We start from the raw sequence: 19407 nt of genomic DNA, 5'->3' as shown, positions 1-19407 counted from the left end.
AAGCAAACTCCTATAACCGACATATGGTATAAAAACATTTCTATTAATCGTGCAATTGAAGGCTATTGCAGCCCACCTGCAAAAACACGTGAATTTAGTAATTTTCAGCATCAATCGACGTTATTTTTGGGTTTTTACCACAAACTGGACATTTCGGATTCTTGTTAACTTTTATCTCATCGAACCTCATTCCGAGGGCATCATAGTAGATCATGCGCCCTACCAGCGACTTTCCGAGACGAGAAATGTACTTCACCACCTCTGTTGCCTGCATAGTCCCGATCACACCTGGAAGAATGCCCATAACCCCAGCAGCCCTTGCAGCATCAGTTGAAGGAGAACTGGAAAAAATACATCGATAGCATGGCCCCTCGTGAGGAAGAATTGTCATGACCTGGCCCTCGAACATAAAGATGCTGCCGTGGAATAGAGGTTTGTTCTGCAACACACATACATCATTCAGGAGATAGCGAGTAGCAAAATTATCAGAGCAATCCACAACAACATCGTAATCAACGATAAGCTCCTCAACATTATCAGGACTCAAGCGCAGGTCATACGCCAGCACTTTAACATCAGGGTTCAGGCTTTCCACATATTCCTTTGCAGACTCTACTTTAGACCTGCCAAGGTTGCCTGCATGGATCACCTGGCGTTGAAGGTTGCTCATCTCCACAACATCATCATCGATAATACCAAGAGTTCCAATGCCTGCTGCAGCAAGATACTGTATCACAGGAGAACCAAGCCCACCTGAACCTACGCAAAGAACTCGGGACTCCAGCAATAGCTTTTGTCCATCCTCACCCATAGATTTCATCATGATGTGCTTTGCATACCGCTCCTTTTGATCAGAAGTTAATTTCATAAATCTAATATATACCCATAAAATCTTATAAATAGACCGGAGATGGAAAAGGGATTTATCATGGTTTATAATTGTAATGAAAAACAGTTATATATAGTGACTATATTTAGGGAGAAGACATGGATTCATTTAATGCAATAACGGCAGCTATATTCCTGCCGTTCATATTTGCCGGGCTCATACCCGTAATGGAAAAGTTATTAAAGCAACGCGTGGGCTGGTTTGCAGCAGCCACAGCCCTTACATCCTTCACACTCATCGGCCTGGCAGCGCCGGAAGTACTTGGAGAAGGGCATATCGTACAGGGCTCAATATCATGGATACCCTCTGCAGGAGTTAACTTTGCGATCTACGCAGACGGACTCGCAATGATGATCGGATTTATCGCATCCGGGATCGGAGTCCTTATCATGTCCTACTCCAATGGATACATGTCCCAGAAAGAGGATCTGAAAAGATATTACCAGTATCTGCTTCTCTTCATGGGATCCATGATTGGAATGGTCTTTTCCGCAAATACGATACAATTGTTCATTTTCTGGGAACTTACCAGTATCACATCTTTCATGCTTATCGGATATTGGAGGCACAAGCCCGAATCCATCTATGGTGCCACAAAATCCCTCCTCATCACCGCTGCCGGTGGGCTTGCAATGCTTGCAGGTTTCCTTCTGTTACGCACCATCACAGGATCTTTCGACCTTGCCACCATACTGAGTGACCCACAGGTCATCAATGCAGTCAAGGAACACGAGCTCTTCCTTATAACACTTATACTCATATTGATCGGTGCAGCAGCAAAATCTGCACAGGGTCCGTTCTACATATGGCTTCCAAACGCAATGGAAGCTCCAACCCCAGTCAGTGCTTTCCTGCACTCAGCAACAATGGTCAAAGCAGGTATCTACCTCGTTGCAAGGATACACCCGATATTCTCAGGAACAGATGCATGGTTCATCCTTGTAAGTGGAATAGGTATCTTTACAATGCTTGTAGCCGGATTCCTTGCATTCAGGCAGACCGACATTAAAGGTATCCTCGCATATTCCACCATCAGTCAGCTGGCATACATCATGACCATGTATGGTTACACCACCCATCACGAACCGGGAATCGGCGTGGCAGCAGCAACATTCCACCTCCTAAATCACGCAACATTCAAAGCCTGCCTTTTCCTTGTAGCGGGTATCGTTGCACATGAAGCCGCTACGCGTGACATAAGAAAGCTTGGTGGGTTGCGGCGTGAGATGCCGATAACTTTCATCGTGGCGAGCATTGCCGCCCTTTCAATGGCAGGCGTACCACCACTTAACGGCTTCCTTAGTAAGGAAATGTTCTATGAATCGTCCCTTGAGATGGGAGCACTACTTGGAGGAGGATTCACATTCCTGATCCCTGCATGCGCAGTCCTTGGTGGTGTTTTCACTTTCGCATATTCCATAAAGCTCATCGACGGAATATTCCTTGGAGAACGCTCAAAAGAGCATCTCCCGGAACATATACACGAGCCACCACTTACAATGCTGATACCACCGGCATTCCTTGCACTGCTTGTAATACTTTTCGGACTTGTCCCATCCCTGCCGATACACACCATAATTGAACCAACCGTATCAGGCATCCTGCTGGAAACAGCACACCTGCACGTGAAGCTCTGGCATGGTTTTACAACATCCCTGATGATGACCATTGTCACATTCATACTGGGCATACTCATATACACCAGATACGACAGGATCGCCGCCTGGCAGGATAAGTTCAACGCAAGGTTCCCATGGATCAGCGTCAATTACTACTATGACAATGCAGTGAATTCTGCAAAAGAAAGAGCATTCAGATTCTCTACCATCACACAGCCAGGAAACATCAAGTACTACATGACCGCAATGCTGCTTCTCATGATAGCATTGGTAGCGATCCCAGTCATCACCCTGGCTACTAACATAGTACCGTCCACATTGAACTTTAGCATCGCCCCATATGAAGCAATTCTACTACTATTGCTAATTGTGGCAGCCCTGGCTGCAGCAGTTCTCCCGAAATACCTGCCAGCCATTATTGCATTATCTGCGCTTGGGTATGGAGTAAGCCTGCTTTTCATTTACCTGAAAGCACCCGACCTTGCCCTGACACAGATATTGGTGGAAACCCTTTCTACCATAATATTCCTGCTTGCTATCACAAAGATACCACAGAAGTACAAGGAGATAATACCAAAATCGGTCCTTTTCAGGGACCTCGCAATTTCCCTGGCAGTTGCAGCAAGCGTATTTGTAGTATTGCTCAACGCGACACAGGGAATAGTGGCACCATTTGAATCACTGTCCCACTACTTCATTGAGAACAGCCTCCCACTTGCAGGAGGGCACAACATCGTCAATGTGATCATCGTGGATTTCAGAGGTTATGATACCCTTGGAGAAATATCAGTACTCTGTCTTGCAGCACTCGGAGTATACAACCTGATACACAGCCGAGGTGAGGAACAATGACCACAATAATAACTAAAACAATAACGAAAGTATGCATCCCCTTGGTCATCCTCTTCTCTATATCCCTGCTACTTGCAGGTCATAATAACCCAGGAGGAGGATTTATCGGAGGCGTGATGTTCGCATCAGTCATTGCACTGATGTATGTAGTATTCGGACTGAAATATGTAAAAACATTCTTTAACCCTGACTGGGCCAAGTGGTTCGGATTCGGGCTCACGCTGGCATCATTGACCGCATTCGCAGCGATGTTCTTCGGACATAACTTCTTCAGGAGTGCTGTGGAGTTCGTCCACATTCCACTTTTCGGAGAAATTGAACTCGTGTCTGCCGGACTCTTTGATATCGGCGTTTATTTCGTAGTGATAGGATCACTACTATTCATCTTCAAGAACGTAGGTGATGACAATGAATAATACATTACTTACAATTACGATCTCACTACTCTTCGGCATAGGCACATTCCTTATGCTAAGAAGGGACATCATAAAGGTCATAATCGGACTGTCAGTTTTATCCCATGCGGTGAACCTGCTTATCGTCTCTACAGGAATATTTGATGGCACAAAAGTACCCATCATCACAGGCTCCGGGCACGAAGGAGAAGCATCCGGCATAATATTCAACGATAATCTTGCAGATGGTGTGCTGGCACCTGTAGTCTCTGCCTCAACGCATGTGGACTTCGTTGACCCGCTTGTTCAGGCACTTGTACTAACTGCAATTGTGATCAGTCTCGCAACAACAGCATTCATACTGATCCTTGCTTACAGGATATATGAAGAATATGGGACTACTGACATACGCGAGCTCAGGAGGCTGTGGGGATGATCGCAGAAATATCACACCTACCAATACTACTGATAGCCGTGCCAATACTCATGGCTGCCATCATGCTCTTTTTGCGCTCCAACGCAGGGTTGCAGAAAGGAGTGAACATTACAGTATCATTCATTATGATGGCATTGAGCTTCGTGCTCCTCTGGCAGGTCTGGAACGGAGGAATCCAGGTATATGAAGTAGGAGAATGGGGCAAATACGGCATCATACTTGTAGCCGACCTGCTAAGTTCAGGAATGGTAGTACTAAGCTCACTTGTATCCTTCCTCGCACTCCTCTACTCACTGGACTACATAGAAGGCAAGTCATTAAGCTCCAGTTACCATTCACTCTTCAACCTGCTTGTAGCAGGACTTAACGGAACTTTCCTGACAGGAGACATATTCAATATGTTCGTATTCTTTGAGATACTCCTGTTGTCCTCCTGCGCACTCGTAGTCGCAAACGAGAAAGGAGGAGTCACAAAAAGTTCCGACAAGATGGAAGCCACATTCAAGTACCTTGTACTGAACATGATAGGCTCCATTGTAATGCTTATAGCAGTAGCTTCCCTTTACGCCACCGTAGGAACTCTCAACATGGCAGACCTCTCTGTCAAGATCAGCGCAATGAGCGCTGCCGGAACCCTACCATGGCACATATTCGCTATTGCATTGCTCTTCATCGTTGTATTCGGGAACAAAGCAGCAATATTCCCGATGCACTACTGGCTTCCGGATGTGCACCCCACTGCACCATCACCCATCAGCGCAATGCTTAGCGGAGTGATGATAAAGGTCGGTGCTTACGGCATGCTCAGGGTTTTCTTCCTGATATTCAGGGATGCAACATACATATTCCAACCCATCATAATATTCCTGGCTCTCGCAACGATCATCATCGGAGCAGTATCCGCGGTCGGACAAAAGGATGTCAAGAGACTGTTAGCATATTCCAGTGTTAGCCAGATAGGATATGTATTCCTGGGAATTGGTTTCGGAACTGTCTATGCACTCGCAGCAGCTCTTGTGTTCCTGGTGAACCATGCGATTGCAAAGTCCATGTTGTTCCTGACCTCAGGAGGGATCATCCACCATGCAGGAACAAGGGACATGACCAAAATGGGAGGAATGATGAAGACAAGCCCGGTAATGAGCGTGGCTTTCCTGATAGGTGCCATGTCCATTGCAGGATTACCACCAATGGGTGGTTTCATTGCAAAGTTCGTGCTCTTTGACGCAGGACTTCTTGCAGAGTATTACATACCCATTGCCATAGCCCTTTTCTTTGCAGTCTTCACCCTGTTCTACATGTTCAGGGCATGGCTCCTGATGTTCTGGGGAGAAATAAGGGACGTCGAAAAATACGGAGAATACTCCTCACACAAACCTTCCTACATGATAGTAATACCCATAATAACACTTGCAGCACTGGCATTCGTCTTTGGAATCTATGCTGAACCGCTGATAGCCCTGTCACAGGCAATAGCGGAACAACTGATCGATCCACAACCCTATATTGATGCAGTGATGACGAGGGTGGTAAGATGAAACGATATTTCATATACTCAGTAGCTCTTGGACTTGTATGGTGCTTTGTACACGGTACAATAAGTGCTACAAACTTCCTGGTGGGACTGATACTCGGACCTATAGTGATATACCCATTCCGGGAACTGTACGATTTCACAAGGAAAAAGTCATACGCCAATACAATAATGAAGATACCAAAACAGCTGAAGTTCCTGGCAGTCCTTCTGATCGAGATCATAAAAGCGAACATCATAGTCGCAAAGATCGTCCTCAGTCCTAAGCTGGACATAAAACCGGGAATTGTTGCAGTTCCAATACGCACAGAGACCGATATAGGCATAACTGCTATTGCCAATACGATCACCTTGACCCCTGGAACACTTACAATCGATGTGTCAGATGACAGGAAAGTGCTTTATGTGCATGCCATCGATGCATCCGATCCAGAAGGATTGCGTGAGTCCATCAGGGATGATCTTGAAAAATATGTACTGGAGGCATTCGAATGAACTCATTACTACTTGACATATCACTGACATTCATGGTCATCGCAATCATACCATGCATATACAGGGTCATTAAAGGACCTACAATACCCGATCGTGTGATAGCCGTGGATGCCATGACAACGGTCATTGTTGCAATACTTGGTATCTACTCATACGTGCAGGGATCAGTATTCTTCATGGATGTTGCCCTTGTACTTGCGATAATATCATTTGTCGGCACCGTTACAATATCAAAATACCTTGATGAGGGGGCGGTATTCTGACAACAATGGATATTGCACTGGACGTAGCAAGTACCATACTGCTCCTGATCGGAGTATTCTTCGTGTTCCTGGGCATGGTCGGACTACTGCGCCTGCCGGATGTCTATAACAGACTCCATGCAACCACAAAGATCGGCACCCTGGGCACCTTCGGAGTGATGATGAGCATCCTTGCAAAGGTAGGGTTCAGCCCTATAGGAGTAAAGGCCATAACAGTTGGACTGTTCCTGTTCCTGACCGCACCTATTGCAGCCCATATGATCGGAAGAGCAGCTCACAGGCATGGCGTTGGCCTATGCAAGGGATCAGTCATCGACGAGTATGGCAAAGACTGCCAAAAAGAATCTTGCCCCATAGGCAAATTAAAAGCAAAGTCTGAATAAAGTATCCCGCAAGATGAACATGAAAAGCAGGACATTGGTCTTTAAAAGTGATGATAAAGACTTTGAAGCAGGACTTAAACAAGCTGCCGGCATAATCAGGGAAGGAGGAACAGTTGCCTTTCCGACCGAGACCGTGTATGGCCTCGGTGCCGATGCACTGAACGCCGATGCAGTACATAAGATATTCAAGGCAAAAGGCAGGCCTGCCGACAATCCCCTCATAGTTCATATAGCAAATATAGACCAGTGTTCTGAACTTGCAGAAGAGATACCTGCAAACGCTTTCAAACTTATGGAACAATTCTGGCCAGGGCCCCTTACCCTCATTCTAAAGGCAAAGGACGTTGTTCCCGATGTAACCACCGGCGGGCTTAACACCGTAGGCCTGAGGGTGCCAGACAACCCCGTAGCCCTTGAGCTTATCCAAAGATCAGATAAAACATTAGCTGCGCCCAGCGCCAATACATCCGGAAGTCCAAGCCCCACAACTGCTGAGCATGTTTTTAACGACCTGGATGGTAAGATCGATGCCATTCTGGATGGTGGCCCTACAGACATAGGACTTGAATCCACTGTTGTTGATATGACAGGCGACATACCTACCATATTGCGCCCTGGACATATCACCGCAGAAGACATCAGGAAATGTGTTGGTGATGTACGGATCGGATATGCAGACAGAACACTTGAAGAGAGTGAGGTCGCACGCTCACCAGGCATGAAATATACTCACTACTCACCAAAGACGAAGGTAATTCTTATCGAAGGCAACATTAAAGATGTCCACAAAGCAATGACCGAGATTGTGTTGGACTGCCATCGGGAAGGAGAAAGAGTAGGTCTTTTTGTTACCGAGGAAACTGCAAAAGTCGTTAATGCCGATGAAATATACTCCCTCGGGAAAAGGAATACACCATCACAGGCTGCCCGTAGTATATTTATGGGTCTGCGACATCTTGATAGTACAAATATTGATCTCATCATAGTCGATGGGACACTGAATAAGGAAGGTATTGGAGCAGCGGTCTTTAATCGATTGAGGAAAGCAGCTGACAGGATAATCAATGCATAAACGGAAGGGATCAATTGAAAGCAGAGAAAAAAGAGTATAATGTCGCAAGGCAGGAATATCTGGAGATCACAAGACGAAACAGGAAGATCGCTAAAATCGACATGCTGATTCTTGGTACTGGTCTTTTGCTCAAATATGCGGACCAAGCTGGCATATATGCTGGAGGAGCTGAAATCGGAAAACATTTCATGTGGCTTGGCTTCATTATTATAGTATACGTATTCGGTTCCAACATGATGGCTAAATCAGAACTGAGTAAATCCCAGCCTTAATAACTAAAAAAGAGATAATGAAAAATACTGGCAGATCGTGGTCTGCCAGTGACCTTATTTTGTAATATAAAAAAGGATAGAGAGAGGATAAACCTCCATGTCTATTCACATACCGAACTTTTTCATCATTTTCTGCATATTGAACTTGCCGCCACGAAGTCCTTTCATTGCGTTTTGCATCATCTTATGATACTTCAAAAGTTCACGCACATCCTCAGGATTGCTTCCTGAACCCATTGAGATCCTTTTGATCCTGGAACTGCCGATAAGCCTTGGGTTAAGCAATTCTTCCTCAGTCATGGAATCCATCAGGATACGATAACGTCCCATTTTATCCTCGGTGACCTTGTATGCATCGTCTGAAAGTTTCATACCCATACCACCCATAGGCAGCATCTGCATGATCTGCTTCATTGGACCCATCTTGTTCATGGCTTCAAGCTGAGAGTACATATCCTTGAGAGTGAAACGACCCTTCATCATGGCTTCCATGTCAATGTCTTCTTCAGAAAATGTCTCCTCTGCTTTTTCAATAAGTGATTTAATGTCGCCCATTCCCAGAAGCCTGGAGATGAACCTGTCCGGCTCGAATTTCTCAAGATCATCCGGAGTCTCACCCACCCCAATAAATGCAATGGATGAATTCGTTTCAGAAACAGCAGATAGTGCGCCACCACCCTTGGCAGTACCATCCAGTTTGGAGATAACAACACCGGAAATGCCAACCGAATCATTGAATGCCTTTGCCTGTTCACTTGCCTGCTGACCAATAGCACCGTCAAGTACAAGCAATTTATAATCAGGCTGTGCGACCTTGTGGATCTGCTCCATCTCATCGATAAGATCAGCTTCCAGCGAGTGTCTGCCAGCTGTATCCACAATAAGGACATCGTTCTTTTCGAGCTCTTTCAGACCCCTTTCCACAATGCCAACTGCATCAGGATTGCCCTCTTCACCGTAGAACGGCACGTTCAGTTTAGTACAGAGAGTGCTTAGCTGCTGGAATGCTCCCGGACGGAAGGTGTCAGCACAAACGACAGCTGGTTTCAAACCTTTCCTCTGGAAATAGCGTGAAAGCTTTGAGGTAGTAGTTGTCTTACCACTGCCCTGCAGACCGATCATCATGATCTTCTGCGGCTTTAGAGGAATGTCTGCACTCTTGCCTACAATATTGATAAGTTCCTGATAGACGATCCTGATAACATGTTCACGGGGATTCATGCCTGAAGGGACTTCCTCCTTCAATGCACGCTCCTTTATGTGACTGGACATCTTCATAACAAGCTTGACATTGACATCTGCCTGAAGTAATGCCCTCTGTATATCTTTTACAACCTCATTGACCGTTTTCTCATCTATACGGCCGGCGCCAACCAGTTTTTTTAGTGCATCCTGCAGGGAGCTGCCGAGTTTGTCCATTACCATTTAAGAATCATCCTGTATAATTTTCATATGAAAGTAGCAATATTAAATTGACCTGACACAAAAATGCCATCTTTATTTAATAACCTTTTGAAAAAAGGCCTCTAAGAACAAGAAAAACACATAGAAAGCTCTTATCAGATTTATATCAAAAGGAAAGAATATAGCGGGGGATGGATTCGAACCATCGGTCTACGGGTTATGAGCCCGTCGGGATCTCCTGGCTACCCCACCCCGCTTCAGAGTGAGTATTCACGCTTGCAGCCCTTCTAACGATTTGATGGTAGATAAAGGTTGCCAACGCAATAACAACGAACCGTTCAACGATGAACGACCGGATGTCAAAGATATTGAAGTAAAGCGACAATACAAAAAACTCGAAGAGAAATAAGTTATCTCTTAGCAAAACAATCTCAGAAAGAAAGTTTATAGCGGGGGATGGATTCGAACCATCGGTCTACGGGTTATGAGCCCGTCGGGATCTCCTGGCTACCCCACCCCGCTTCAGAGTGAGTATTCACGCTTGCAGCCCTCCCAACGATTTGATGGTAGATAAAGGTTGCGCATATCACGCTTCCGCATTTAGATTTTGGCAATATTTACCAGAGATATGACCATCTTCCAACAAGTTCGTGCCATAAATCTTTAAATATATCACAACCAATAGGAGAATCGGTGAATAGATGCCACACAAATGTACCCGATGCGAAAAAATATTTGAAGACGGGGCCGAGGTAATTCTAAGCGGCTGTCCGAACTGTGGATGGAACAAGTTCCTCTACGTCAAGGACATGGAACCAGAAACAGATATCGAAGATGCTGTTGCTGAAGAGCTGCCTGAAAAAGAAGAGACAGAAGTAACCGATCCCGCAGACCAGTTCATCAAGGAAATAGATGACATCATTGGCATTGAGCACCAGGAAAGAGAGGTAGTTGAGGAAGAAGGAGAAAGAGTGGAATCCGTAAGGATACTCGGACCTGGATCCTATGAACTGAACCTTAACTCACTTCTTGAGCGTGACGAAATTGTGATGGCAATAAAACAGGACGGAACATACGCAGTTGATCTCTCATCTGCATTCCGCAAGAAAAGAAAGAAACCTGAGTGATAACTTGCACCCATATTTTTTTACTTTAGCATTTATTCTGACATACATTTTTTAGATATTATAACTTAATTCTGATAAGCCGGGGAACGGATGACAGAACTTCATGAACGATTCTGGGAAATAGACCTTCTAAGAGGCATAGCTATCATAATGATGGTTGGATTTCATCTACTATACGATATCAACCACATGGGCGCCTATGATATCAACCTCGCATCAGGAGCAGGATTCATTTTCGGAAGGCTCAGTGCAATACTGTTCATAATAATCGTCGGGATCTCACTATCCCTTAGTAATTCCAGAAAAAAGAGAATACATGATCCAGAAAACGGACTCATGAAATACACAAAAAGGGGGGTTAAGATTTTCCTCTGGGGAATGATCATAACTGCTGGCAGCTACATTTTCCTCAGGGACGGTGTGATCGTGTTTGGCATACTCCATTTCATCGGAGTTGCCATCATCCTTGCATACCCATTCCTAAGATATAAGGTAGCAAACCTCATGCTTGCCATACCCGTTATTGTCATCGGATCGTGGATGCAGACCTTTGCCATAGGAAGTACATGGCTTTTCTGGCTTGGACTTCGATCGGACGGGTTTCATTCATATGATTACTTCCCACTTTTCCCGTGGTTCGGAATTTTGCTCCTTGGAATCTTTCTGGGAAATTCATTATATCCAGACTACAACAGGACATCCCCGATATCCAGGATGCCGAATATTTCAGACCTTTTGCCTGTAAAAACTCTCTGTTACATGGGAGAGAGATCATTGATGATCTATTTGTTCCATCAACCGGTACTCGTGATATTATTATACGCCACAGGCATTGCAGATTTGAGTCAGCTTTACCCATAAATCAAACAAAATCAGTCAGTCGCGTTTGCTTTTCATCCATTTTATCAAGCTTAGTAACCCCAACACCCACCAGTCGGAGCTTGCCCCTGCCCCTGAATTCCTGAAGAAGCACCTTTGAAGTCCTTTTGATGGCAGAAAGATCATTTGAATAAGCGCCCAATGTCTTTGCCCTTGTGTATGTTGTGAAGTCTTCAAGTCTCACTTTTATGGTAACTGTCTTGAACAGGTATTTCTTTTTCAAAAGGGAAGTATGTACATTCTCTGAAAGAGTATCGATCACATTTTCCACAAGATCCATATCAGAAGTGTCACGGTCAAACGTATCTTCCTTGCTGATCGATTTTACATCCCCCCTTTCCATAACACTTCGATCATCCAACCCATTTGCAAGCTGGTGCATCACAAGACCAAACTTACCGAAACGTTCACGCAGAGCCTGCACATCATATCCTGCCAGATCACCAATGGTCCGGATGCCGATACCGTTAAGCAAGGAAGAGGTCTTTTTGCCTACGCCGGATATCCTGGAGACATCCAGTGGAAACAGGAAACTTCCCACATCATCCGGCCTTACCACAGTCAATCCATCGGGTTTCTGGTAATCAGAAGCTATCTTTGCAATGGACTTGTTAGGAGCTACTCCTATAGAGCAGGTGATCCCTTCTTTGAGATGGACCTCCTCCTTTATCTTCAATGCAAGATCAGCCGCTGCATCAAAATCAGATACAAGGTCAGTTACATCAAGATAAGCTTCATCCACACTTACTTGCTGGAACTTAGAAGAGTAACTCCTTAGAATATCCATGATATTTGCGGAGACCTTTTTGTAAAGGGGCATATTTACACGGAGATAGACAGCATTTGGACAAAGACGATAGGCCTTTGAGATAGGCATGGCCGAATGTATACCATATTCACGTGCCTCATAGGAACAGGTGCTGACGACACCCCTGCCCTCACCATTCATTGGATCAGAGCCGACAACTACAGGCAGACCTTTTAGATTCGTGTCTACTGCAACCTCTACTGATGAATAGAAGCTGTCCATATCCACATGGAATATTATCTTAATGTTTTTCACCGGTCAAGCTCATGAGTGGCATTATTAAAAATGTTTATGGACATTACAAGGAACACACTTATTAGCTGTCCAAATACAATTGCTGATAAGATAGCATGCAGCCTGGCAAAGGATTTTATGCATGGAATGTATGAAGATGAGTAAGATATCGACATAAATATCAAAAATACACGGAAGGTAAAAATGTACCAATACATAGCCATTGCAGCATATTGCGTAGTCCTTTTCCTGACCCTGAGAGACATCAGGATATTCCGTCGTACACGACTGGCATCATACAGGAAAGGCGCACTTAAAGGACTCGTGGCATCTACCGTGATACTTGCAGGCATCATCTTGGTAGGCATTAATGCCGAACTTGGACTGGTAATTGTGTTCATAGGCCTTTATATAAATCGCAAAGGTGTGCGCGAAAATGTTTTCAATGATGCAACCACCCAGGAGCGACTTTGGGGAAAAACAGACATAGAGTAAGTACATGCAAGCCACTATAGGCCACATGCAAGCAAATGAAGAGCTGAAAGATGTGCCCTCAATCCAAAAGATATAAATGTAAAGGTTTTCTATTATGGCGATAATCTTAATCATATCTATCTAAATTATACTGGAGATATATAATGGGAAATATTAGACAGACAAACATCAAGAACATTGCATTTCGCCTGATCGACAACCACGGAGACGTATTCACAACAGACTTTGACCAGAACAAGCTTCTCGTTTCACAATACACAACTATCGAGAGCAAGGTCATCAGAAACCGTGTCGCAGGCTACGTTACACGTAAGATCACACACCCAAAGAAGATCTAATTTCGGGAAGTGGATCTTTATGTTCGAAGGAGTATTACCTGCCATCATAACTCCTTTCACAAAAGCTGACACCATAGACAAGACAGGTCTTCAGCAGAATATCGAATTTGTCGAAAATGGTGGAGTTTCCGGAATTACCGCTTGCGGGACAACTGGCGAATCAGCCACATTGTCCACTGCGGAACACATGGAGCTTATTGATATCGCAGTTGATTGTGCAAAGGTGCCTATTCTTGCCGGAACCGGTTCTAACAATACGGCAGAGGCAATAGAGCTGACAAAGCATGCAGAAGATGCAGGGGCAGCTGGCGCTCTTGTAATATCTCCTTACTATAATAAACCGAACAAAGCAGGACTTATTGCTCATTTTAAGGCTATCGCAGACGCTGTGGAAATGCCCATCGTCCTTTACAACGTACCATCACGTACAAGCCAGGACATGCCACTTGATGCCATCATCGAACTTGCAAAAGTTGATAACATCGTTGCCATCAAGGAAGCAAGTGGCGATCTGGACAAGGTTTCACAGATCATCGAAAATACGATGGATGAGGACTTTAATGTCATATCCGGCGATGATGGACTGACCATGCCCATAACGTGCCTTGGTGGAAGCGGAGTTATCTCCGTGGTCGCAAACGTTGTACCGGAAAAGATGGTCAAGCTGGTAAATGCCACCAATGAAGGTGACATGAGAACAGCAAGACAGATCCACTACGAGATAGCACCACTTATCCGTGCATTGTTCACGGAAACAAATCCAGTCCCTGTCAAGCGTGCAGTGGAGCTAATAGGACTTAATGCAGGTCATCTGAGATTGCCTCTTGCACCTATCAGCAGTGAGAATGAACAGACCCTGATCAGTTGCCTGAAAGGACTTGGGTGTATCTGATGATCAACGCAGCAGTTACCGGCGCTTCAGGAAGAATGGGGAAACTCCTTATCGAGAACATAATCGAGATGGATGGGATCCAGCTTTCTGCTGCCTTCGACCTTGTGAACATTGGCAAGGATGTAGGAGAGGTTGCACAGTTAGGAAAGCTTGATGTTGAGGTCTCCGATGTTGCTGATATGGCAATCGTTCTCAAAGAGTCAAAAACGGATGTAGTAATAGACTTTACAATTGCAGCTGCAACAGTTGTGAACGCACCAATTGTAGCAGATGCAGGCGTTGACCTTGTAATTGGAACTACCGGTTTCAGCCCGGAGCAGCGTTCAATTATCGAGGACGCAATTAACAGGAACAATACTACAGGCATAATCTCGCCAAATTACTCCATGGGCGTTAATGTCTTTTTCAAGATACTACAGGAAACTGCAAAATACCTTTCCGATTATGACATAGAGGTCATCGAAGCTCACCACAACCAGAAAAAGGATGCACCCAGCGGCACCGCAATGAGAGCTGCTGAAGTGATCAGTGAAACACTGGGCGGAAAGGACTTCGTATACGGAAGAGAAGGTCTCGCCCCAAGGGAGAAAGAAATCGGCATCCACGCAGTACGCGGTGGAGATATCGTAGGCGATCACACAGTCCTCTTCGCCGGTGGTAGTGAGCGCATAGAGATCAAACACCAGGCTCACTCAAGAAATGCATTTGCATCAGGAGCTGTGAAGTCAGCTATCTGGATAGCAAACGCAGAACCAGGCATCTATACAATGGATGATATCCTGGGCATCTAACTCTTTTTTTAAGCTTAATTAATTTTTCATATAGAACTCATTGATAATTTAATAGAGAATTCTATATGAGCTCTAATTTTTAAAAATAATACAAAGGTTTGAATGAAAAGAATTCGGGAAGGATCAGAGAAGGTGATTCCCGATATCTTCTGAAATTGTTCTTTCACAATAAGAACAACGGAGAGTTATCTTTCGTCCATCCGGCTTAACAGTAAACCTAGATGTGACAGGTTCGTTACTGTTGGAAATACAATTTGGATTTATGCATTTTACCACACCACTCACCTTTTCCGGAATGTGCACATGTGTTTTCCCTGATACTTCAAAATTCCTGATAATATTGATCGTAGCTTTCGGTGCGATCAGGGATATCCTGTCAACCTCTTCTACATTCAGCTCTCTGCCTTCGATCTTAACAACATCTTTGATCCCATGAACACTCGGAGCATTGATAATTATGCTTACAACACCTGAAGAGGGGTTGGGAATATTAAGGATGTTCAGAACATTCAGTGCCTGCCCTGCAGTAATGTGATCGATGACAGTTCCATTTCTTATCGGATGTACCCGGATCTCCGGGATGGGAGTTTCTTCCATACTCATTTCAATGCCCCCATGACAAGTGCAAGTAATGCCATCCTTACCGGGACACCGTAGAAAGACTGCCTGAAGTAGCAGGCATGGGGCGTACCATCAACCCTCGGATCGATCTCATTTGTCCTTGGCAGAGGATGCATGACCTTAAGCTCCGGTTTTGCTTTTTCCAGAAGCTCAGGAGTTATCTGAAGACTATTAGCAACTTTACGATACTCAGCAGGATCAGGGAAACGTTCCTTCTGTATTCTTGTAGCATAAAGTACGTCTACATCACTGATGGCCTCTTCGATAGAATCGGTTTCCCTGACCTTTATGTTGTGACTTTTAAGGTCATCTATTATCTCAGCAGGCATACGCAACTCTTTCGGAGATACAAGTGTGATCTCGGCCCCATAAAGAGAAAGAGCATAACATAACGAATGCACTGTCCGGCCATATTTCAGATCACCTGCAAGAGCTATCTTAAGCCCATCAAGATGACTTTCCCGCCTTATGGTGTAAAGATCAAGGAATGTCTGCGTAGGATGATGACCTGCCCCATCGCCTGCATTGATAATAGGAACCGAAGAGAACTCCGAAGCAAGCTGGGCAGCACCCTCTTTGTTATGACGCAACACAATTGCATTGGAATAACCTTCAACAACACGAATGGTATCAGCAAGTGTCTCCCCTTTTGCAATAGAACTTGCATCAACAGAACCAAGGCTTAGAACATCCCCCCCAAGACGCATCATTGCGGTCTCAAAGGACATGCGTGTCCTGGTACTGGGTTCAAAGAACATGACAGCCAACACTTTACCTTTCAGCAGATCGGACTTCGATTTGCTGCTTGCTATTGGTTCAAGCTTTTCAGCAGTATCAAGTATATGATCGATCATATCCCGGGAAAAGGATTTCATCGAAATGATATGAAGGTCTTTGAATGTCATTCGTAGAGAAAAGAATTGCATGAAATATAATATTTGCCTATGAAAAAAGAGAATATAAAAAGATATGAAAAATACAAGAGAACGCTGAAGGATCAGCCTTCAAGTTCAGCTATGAAGTTCATCCAGCTCTTTGCATCCTTAAGTTTACACTTTTCAGCTTCTTCCTGATACTTTTTCATGCGTTCAGGACCGGAAAGCTCTTCAATATCCTTAAGGTCCATTATGGCACGCAGAAGTCCGGCAGTCTTGTCAAAAACGTCTTTGGCCTGTTCAAGGGTCAGATCAGTTTTCTCAAGATAATTTTCACAAGACCTTGCTTTTTTCCTGAGAGCAACGATAAAGTGATCAATGTACACCCTATCTTCCCCGGTCAGCTTCGGTTTATTGATAAGCTTCCATATGATCTCATGTAGTGGTATCATTTTACCTTCGATCTCAACCTCATCAGGTATTCGCTCACCACACCAGAACAAGTGCCTGTGAAGTCGGGCTAAAAGCTTTGCACGCTGATTTTTGGTTATTAGCTGATCATCCACCATACTCAACAGACCCACAATTGAGGAAAAAATACCATCAATTTTTAAGTATTATAACCATATACCCGGTTAGATTTATACTTATTCAGGTATACTACGTTATTAAACTCCAAATGGGTGATCATATTAATACAATAATTCAGGTAGCACTTGACCTGCTGGAGATCGACCGGGCCATACAGATCGCAAGAGAAGCGATCCAGGGAGGCGCGAACTGGATCGAAGCAGGAACTCCACTTATCAAAAGCGAAGGGATGAATGCTGTCCGGCAGCTCAAGAAGGAATTCCCTGATCACGCCATCCTTGCGGATATGAAAATTGCAGATACAGGTGCATTTGAAGTGGAGATGGCTGCCAAAGCCGGTGCCGACATTGTAATGTTGCTCGGCAATGCAGATGATTCCACGGTAAAGGATGCAGTCAGATCTGCACGAAAATACGGTGTCAAGCTTATGGCTGACCTGATCATCGTAGAAGACCCGGTCACCAGGGCGCAAGAGCTGGAAAAGATGGGAATTGACTATATCAACATGCATGCAGGGATAGACCAGCAGATGACCGGAAAGGACCCCACCCCCTTGCTCGAAAGGATCATACAGGGAGTGAACATACCAGTCGCAGCTGCAGGCGGACTTGATGCCAACACATCTGCACAGGCAGTCAAAGCAGGTGCCAGTATTGTCATTGTCGGAGGGAACATCACACAATCAGATGATGTGACAGCGTCTGCAAAAAAGATACGTGAAAGTGTTGATGCCATTGAGATCCCTGAATTTGAACGCCAGACGTTGGAACAGGAGACCAGAAAGTTACTATCAGAGGTTTCCACACCAAATATCTCAGATGCCATGCATCGAAAAGGTGCGATGAAGAACATCCATTCCATGGTAACCGACAAAAAGATGGTCGGCACAGCTGTCACAGTACAGACCTTTGAAGGGGACTGGGCAAAAAGTGTTGAGGCCATCGAAGTCGCCGGAGAGGGAGATGTCATTGTGATCTACAACGGAAGTCCACACATTGCACCATGGGGCGGGCTTGCCACACTCAGTTGCCTGAACAAGGGAATTGCAGGCATAGTCATTGATGGTGCTGTAAGGGATATTGATGAGATAAGAAGGATAGGACTGCCCGTATTTGCAACCGCCAACGTCCCCAATGCAGGTGATCCGAAAGGTTTCGGCGAGATCAATGCCACCATCAATTGCGGATCACAGGTTGTCAACCCCGGAGATTACATCGTAGGTGATGACAACGGAGTTGTTGTGATCGAAAAGGAACGCGCTTATGAAATAGCAAGGCGTGCAAAAGAGGTTGAGAAGAACGAGAAACGTCTGTACGAGGAGATAAAACGTGGAAGCACGCTTTCCGAAGTTCTTAAACTTAAGAAATGGGAGAAAATGTGAATGATCGAACTACTTAAGGTGCTTGTCTGCACTCCCTTCCTTATATATGCCTGCTACTCCGACATCAAGACACGAAGAGTGACAAACAGCCTCTGGCCCAAGATGCTAGGAGCAGGTGCCATCTTCATGGCATATGATGCTTTCAGATACGGCATACCTTACATAAAATGGACAGCCATTTCATTCATACTGATCTTTACATTCGTCTATATATTATTCTACATGAATGCCTTTGGAGGCGCAGATGCAAAGGTCCTGATGGTTATTTCCCTTATATTGCCAATATATCCCGCAATGGAACTATTCGGCAGACAATTGCCAATTTACGGGATTCCACCGCTTAACCTTTTCACATTTAGTGTCTTTGGCAATTCAGTCATACTGACAATAATAGTACCAATCGGATTGTTCCTTTACAATCTTAGTCAGCCTTCATTGAAAGAGACACTGAAGAAACCACATTACATGTTCGTCGGATACAGATGTCCGGTATCAAAACTTGATAAACCTCATATAAGACTGATGGAAACCTTTGAAGAAGGCAATGATGAGATAAAGAATAAATTTACCAAATATGGTACAAAACTTGATGAGGATACGATATCAAAAATGGAAATGTATGCAGAAAAAGGTCTTATTGGTGAGAGAGTATGGGTCACACCCGGCCTACCATTCATGATACCCATAACTGCAGGATTCATAGCGGCGGTGATATACGGAGACCTTATATTCCAGCTAACGTTAAGTTTCTTTTTTTGAGA

23 protein-coding genes and 2 tRNA genes are annotated in these 19407 nt (G+C 44.7%); 17 read left to right on the top strand and 8 right to left on the bottom strand.

Translation table 11 applies throughout. The features are described 5' to 3' along the window. Positions 1-94: 94 nt before the first annotated feature. Positions 95-868 carry a HesA/MoeB/ThiF family protein gene (locus J7W08_RS01410; protein ID WP_233084903.1) on the bottom strand — a complete coding sequence of 258 codons (774 nt, stop codon included), beginning with the start codon at positions 866-868 and terminating at the stop codon, positions 95-97. Between the two features lie 119 nt (positions 869-987). On the opposite strand from J7W08_RS01410, the gene mbhE reads away from it, so the two are divergent. Genes mbhE through J7W08_RS01365 form a run of 9 tightly spaced genes read left to right on the top strand, consistent with a single transcriptional unit; the run spans position 988 to position 8210 of the window. Then, a complete protein-coding gene (mbhE, locus tag J7W08_RS01405; RefSeq protein WP_233084902.1) occupies positions 988-3360 on the top strand; it encodes a hydrogen gas-evolving membrane-bound hydrogenase subunit E in 2373 nt (790 codons plus the stop codon). Further along, positions 3357-3776, top strand: a complete 420-nt coding sequence (locus J7W08_RS01400; protein WP_233084901.1) for a monovalent cation/H+ antiporter subunit B — start codon at positions 3357-3359, stop codon at positions 3774-3776. The genes mbhE and J7W08_RS01400 overlap by 4 nt, the downstream gene beginning before the upstream one ends. Next, a complete protein-coding gene (locus J7W08_RS01395; RefSeq protein ID WP_048193323.1) occupies positions 3769-4191 on the top strand; it encodes an NADH-quinone oxidoreductase subunit K in 423 nt (140 codons plus the stop codon). Before J7W08_RS01400 ends, J7W08_RS01395 begins: the two co-directional genes overlap by 8 nt. After that, positions 4188-5729, top strand: coding sequence for an NADH-quinone oxidoreductase subunit M (locus J7W08_RS01390; protein ID WP_233084900.1), 1542 nt, complete (start codon positions 4188-4190; stop codon positions 5727-5729). The genes J7W08_RS01395 and J7W08_RS01390 overlap by 4 nt, the downstream gene beginning before the upstream one ends. Further along, positions 5726-6220 carry a Na+/H+ antiporter subunit E gene (locus tag J7W08_RS01385; RefSeq protein WP_233084899.1) on the top strand — a complete coding sequence of 165 codons (495 nt, stop codon included), beginning with the start codon at positions 5726-5728 and terminating at the stop codon, positions 6218-6220. The genes J7W08_RS01390 and J7W08_RS01385 overlap by 4 nt, the downstream gene beginning before the upstream one ends. After that, positions 6217-6483: a cation:proton antiporter gene (locus J7W08_RS01380; protein ID WP_048193321.1), complete on the top strand. Its 267-nt coding sequence runs from the start codon at positions 6217-6219 to the stop codon at positions 6481-6483. The genes J7W08_RS01385 and J7W08_RS01380 overlap by 4 nt, the downstream gene beginning before the upstream one ends. 5 nt (positions 6484-6488) lie before the next feature. Further along, positions 6489-6866 (top strand): monovalent cation/H(+) antiporter subunit G, encoded by a 378-nt coding sequence (mnhG, locus tag J7W08_RS01375; protein ID WP_233084898.1) that lies wholly within the window; start codon positions 6489-6491, stop codon positions 6864-6866. A 19-nt stretch (positions 6867-6885) separates the two neighbouring features. After that, positions 6886-7938: an L-threonylcarbamoyladenylate synthase gene (locus J7W08_RS01370; RefSeq protein WP_048193319.1), complete on the top strand. Its 1053-nt coding sequence runs from the start codon at positions 6886-6888 to the stop codon at positions 7936-7938. A 14-nt stretch (positions 7939-7952) separates the two neighbouring features. After that, on the top strand, positions 7953-8210 hold the full coding sequence (locus J7W08_RS01365; protein WP_233084897.1) for a hypothetical protein: 258 nt from the start codon (positions 7953-7955) through the stop codon (positions 8208-8210). 105 nt (positions 8211-8315) lie between these two features. On the opposite strand, the gene J7W08_RS01360 is transcribed toward J7W08_RS01365, so the two are convergent. The 3 genes from J7W08_RS01360 to J7W08_RS01350 form a co-directional block, all read right to left on the bottom strand. Continuing rightward, positions 8316-9635 (bottom strand): signal recognition particle protein Srp54, encoded by a 1320-nt coding sequence (locus J7W08_RS01360; protein ID WP_048193317.1) that lies wholly within the window; start codon positions 9633-9635, stop codon positions 8316-8318. 161 nt (positions 9636-9796) lie between these two features. Next, positions 9797-9871 (bottom strand) — tRNA-Met (locus tag J7W08_RS01355). Positions 9872-10061: 190 nt separating this feature from the next. After that, a tRNA-Met gene (locus tag J7W08_RS01350) sits at positions 10062-10136 on the bottom strand. Positions 10137-10315: 179 nt separating this feature from the next. Between J7W08_RS01350 and J7W08_RS01345 the strand changes: the two genes are divergently transcribed. Continuing rightward, positions 10316-10741 (top strand): Zn-ribbon domain-containing protein, encoded by a 426-nt coding sequence (locus J7W08_RS01345; protein WP_233084896.1) that lies wholly within the window; start codon positions 10316-10318, stop codon positions 10739-10741. Positions 10742-10831: 90 nt separating this feature from the next. Continuing rightward, on the top strand, positions 10832-11602 hold the full coding sequence (locus J7W08_RS01340; protein WP_233084895.1) for a heparan-alpha-glucosaminide N-acetyltransferase: 771 nt from the start codon (positions 10832-10834) through the stop codon (positions 11600-11602). A 1-nt stretch (position 11603) separates the two neighbouring features. Here the strand turns inward: J7W08_RS01340 and dinB are convergent, their stop codons facing one another. Beyond that, positions 11604-12683: a DNA polymerase IV gene (gene dinB, locus J7W08_RS01335; protein ID WP_259370108.1), complete on the bottom strand. Its 1080-nt coding sequence runs from the start codon at positions 12681-12683 to the stop codon at positions 11604-11606. A gap of 183 nt (positions 12684-12866) precedes the next feature. Here dinB and J7W08_RS01330 point away from each other — a divergent pair, with 183 nt between their 5' ends. From J7W08_RS01330 to dapB, 4 genes are all read left to right on the top strand, one after another. Then, a complete protein-coding gene (locus J7W08_RS01330) occupies positions 12867-13157 on the top strand; it encodes a hypothetical protein (RefSeq protein WP_233084894.1) in 291 nt (96 codons plus the stop codon). A 143-nt stretch (positions 13158-13300) separates the two neighbouring features. Continuing rightward, positions 13301-13495, top strand: a complete 195-nt coding sequence (locus J7W08_RS01325; RefSeq protein WP_048193312.1) for a 30S ribosomal protein S17e — start codon at positions 13301-13303, stop codon at positions 13493-13495. 19 nt (positions 13496-13514) lie between these two features. Then, positions 13515-14387: a 4-hydroxy-tetrahydrodipicolinate synthase gene (dapA, locus tag J7W08_RS01320; RefSeq protein ID WP_233084893.1), complete on the top strand. Its 873-nt coding sequence runs from the start codon at positions 13515-13517 to the stop codon at positions 14385-14387. Further along, positions 14387-15178 carry a 4-hydroxy-tetrahydrodipicolinate reductase gene (gene dapB, locus J7W08_RS01315; RefSeq protein ID WP_233084892.1) on the top strand — a complete coding sequence of 264 codons (792 nt, stop codon included), beginning with the start codon at positions 14387-14389 and terminating at the stop codon, positions 15176-15178. Before dapA ends, dapB begins: the two co-directional genes overlap by 1 nt. Positions 15179-15301: 123 nt before the next feature. On the opposite strand, the gene pyrI is transcribed toward dapB, so the two are convergent. The 3 genes from pyrI to J7W08_RS01300 form a co-directional block, all read right to left on the bottom strand. Then, positions 15302-15775: an aspartate carbamoyltransferase regulatory subunit gene (pyrI, locus tag J7W08_RS01310; protein ID WP_048193347.1), complete on the bottom strand. Its 474-nt coding sequence runs from the start codon at positions 15773-15775 to the stop codon at positions 15302-15304. 2 nt (positions 15776-15777) lie between these two features. After that, the gene (pyrB, locus tag J7W08_RS01305) at positions 15778-16704 is read right to left on the bottom strand and encodes an aspartate carbamoyltransferase (protein WP_233084891.1); all 927 of its coding nucleotides are present in this window, start codon (positions 16702-16704) and stop codon (positions 15778-15780) included. Positions 16705-16796: 92 nt separating this feature from the next. Beyond that, the gene (locus J7W08_RS01300; RefSeq protein WP_233084890.1) at positions 16797-17258 is read right to left on the bottom strand and encodes a DUF5788 family protein; all 462 of its coding nucleotides are present in this window, start codon (positions 17256-17258) and stop codon (positions 16797-16799) included. A gap of 95 nt (positions 17259-17353) precedes the next feature. Between J7W08_RS01300 and hxlA the strand changes: the two genes are divergently transcribed. Further along, positions 17354-18646, top strand: a complete 1293-nt coding sequence (gene hxlA, locus J7W08_RS01295) for a 3-hexulose-6-phosphate synthase (RefSeq protein WP_233084889.1) — start codon at positions 17354-17356, stop codon at positions 18644-18646. After that, positions 18647-19405 carry an A24 family peptidase C-terminal domain-containing protein gene (locus tag J7W08_RS01290; RefSeq protein WP_233084888.1) on the top strand — a complete coding sequence of 253 codons (759 nt, stop codon included), beginning with the start codon at positions 18647-18649 and terminating at the stop codon, positions 19403-19405. It begins immediately after the preceding gene. Positions 19406-19407 lie beyond the last annotated feature (2 nt).

The sequence above is a fragment of the Methanococcoides orientis genome, assembly GCF_021184045.1.
Lineage (GTDB): Archaea > Halobacteriota > Methanosarcinia > Methanosarcinales > Methanosarcinaceae > Methanococcoides > Methanococcoides orientis.
This window is presented reverse-complemented; position numbering and strand designations above follow the sequence as displayed.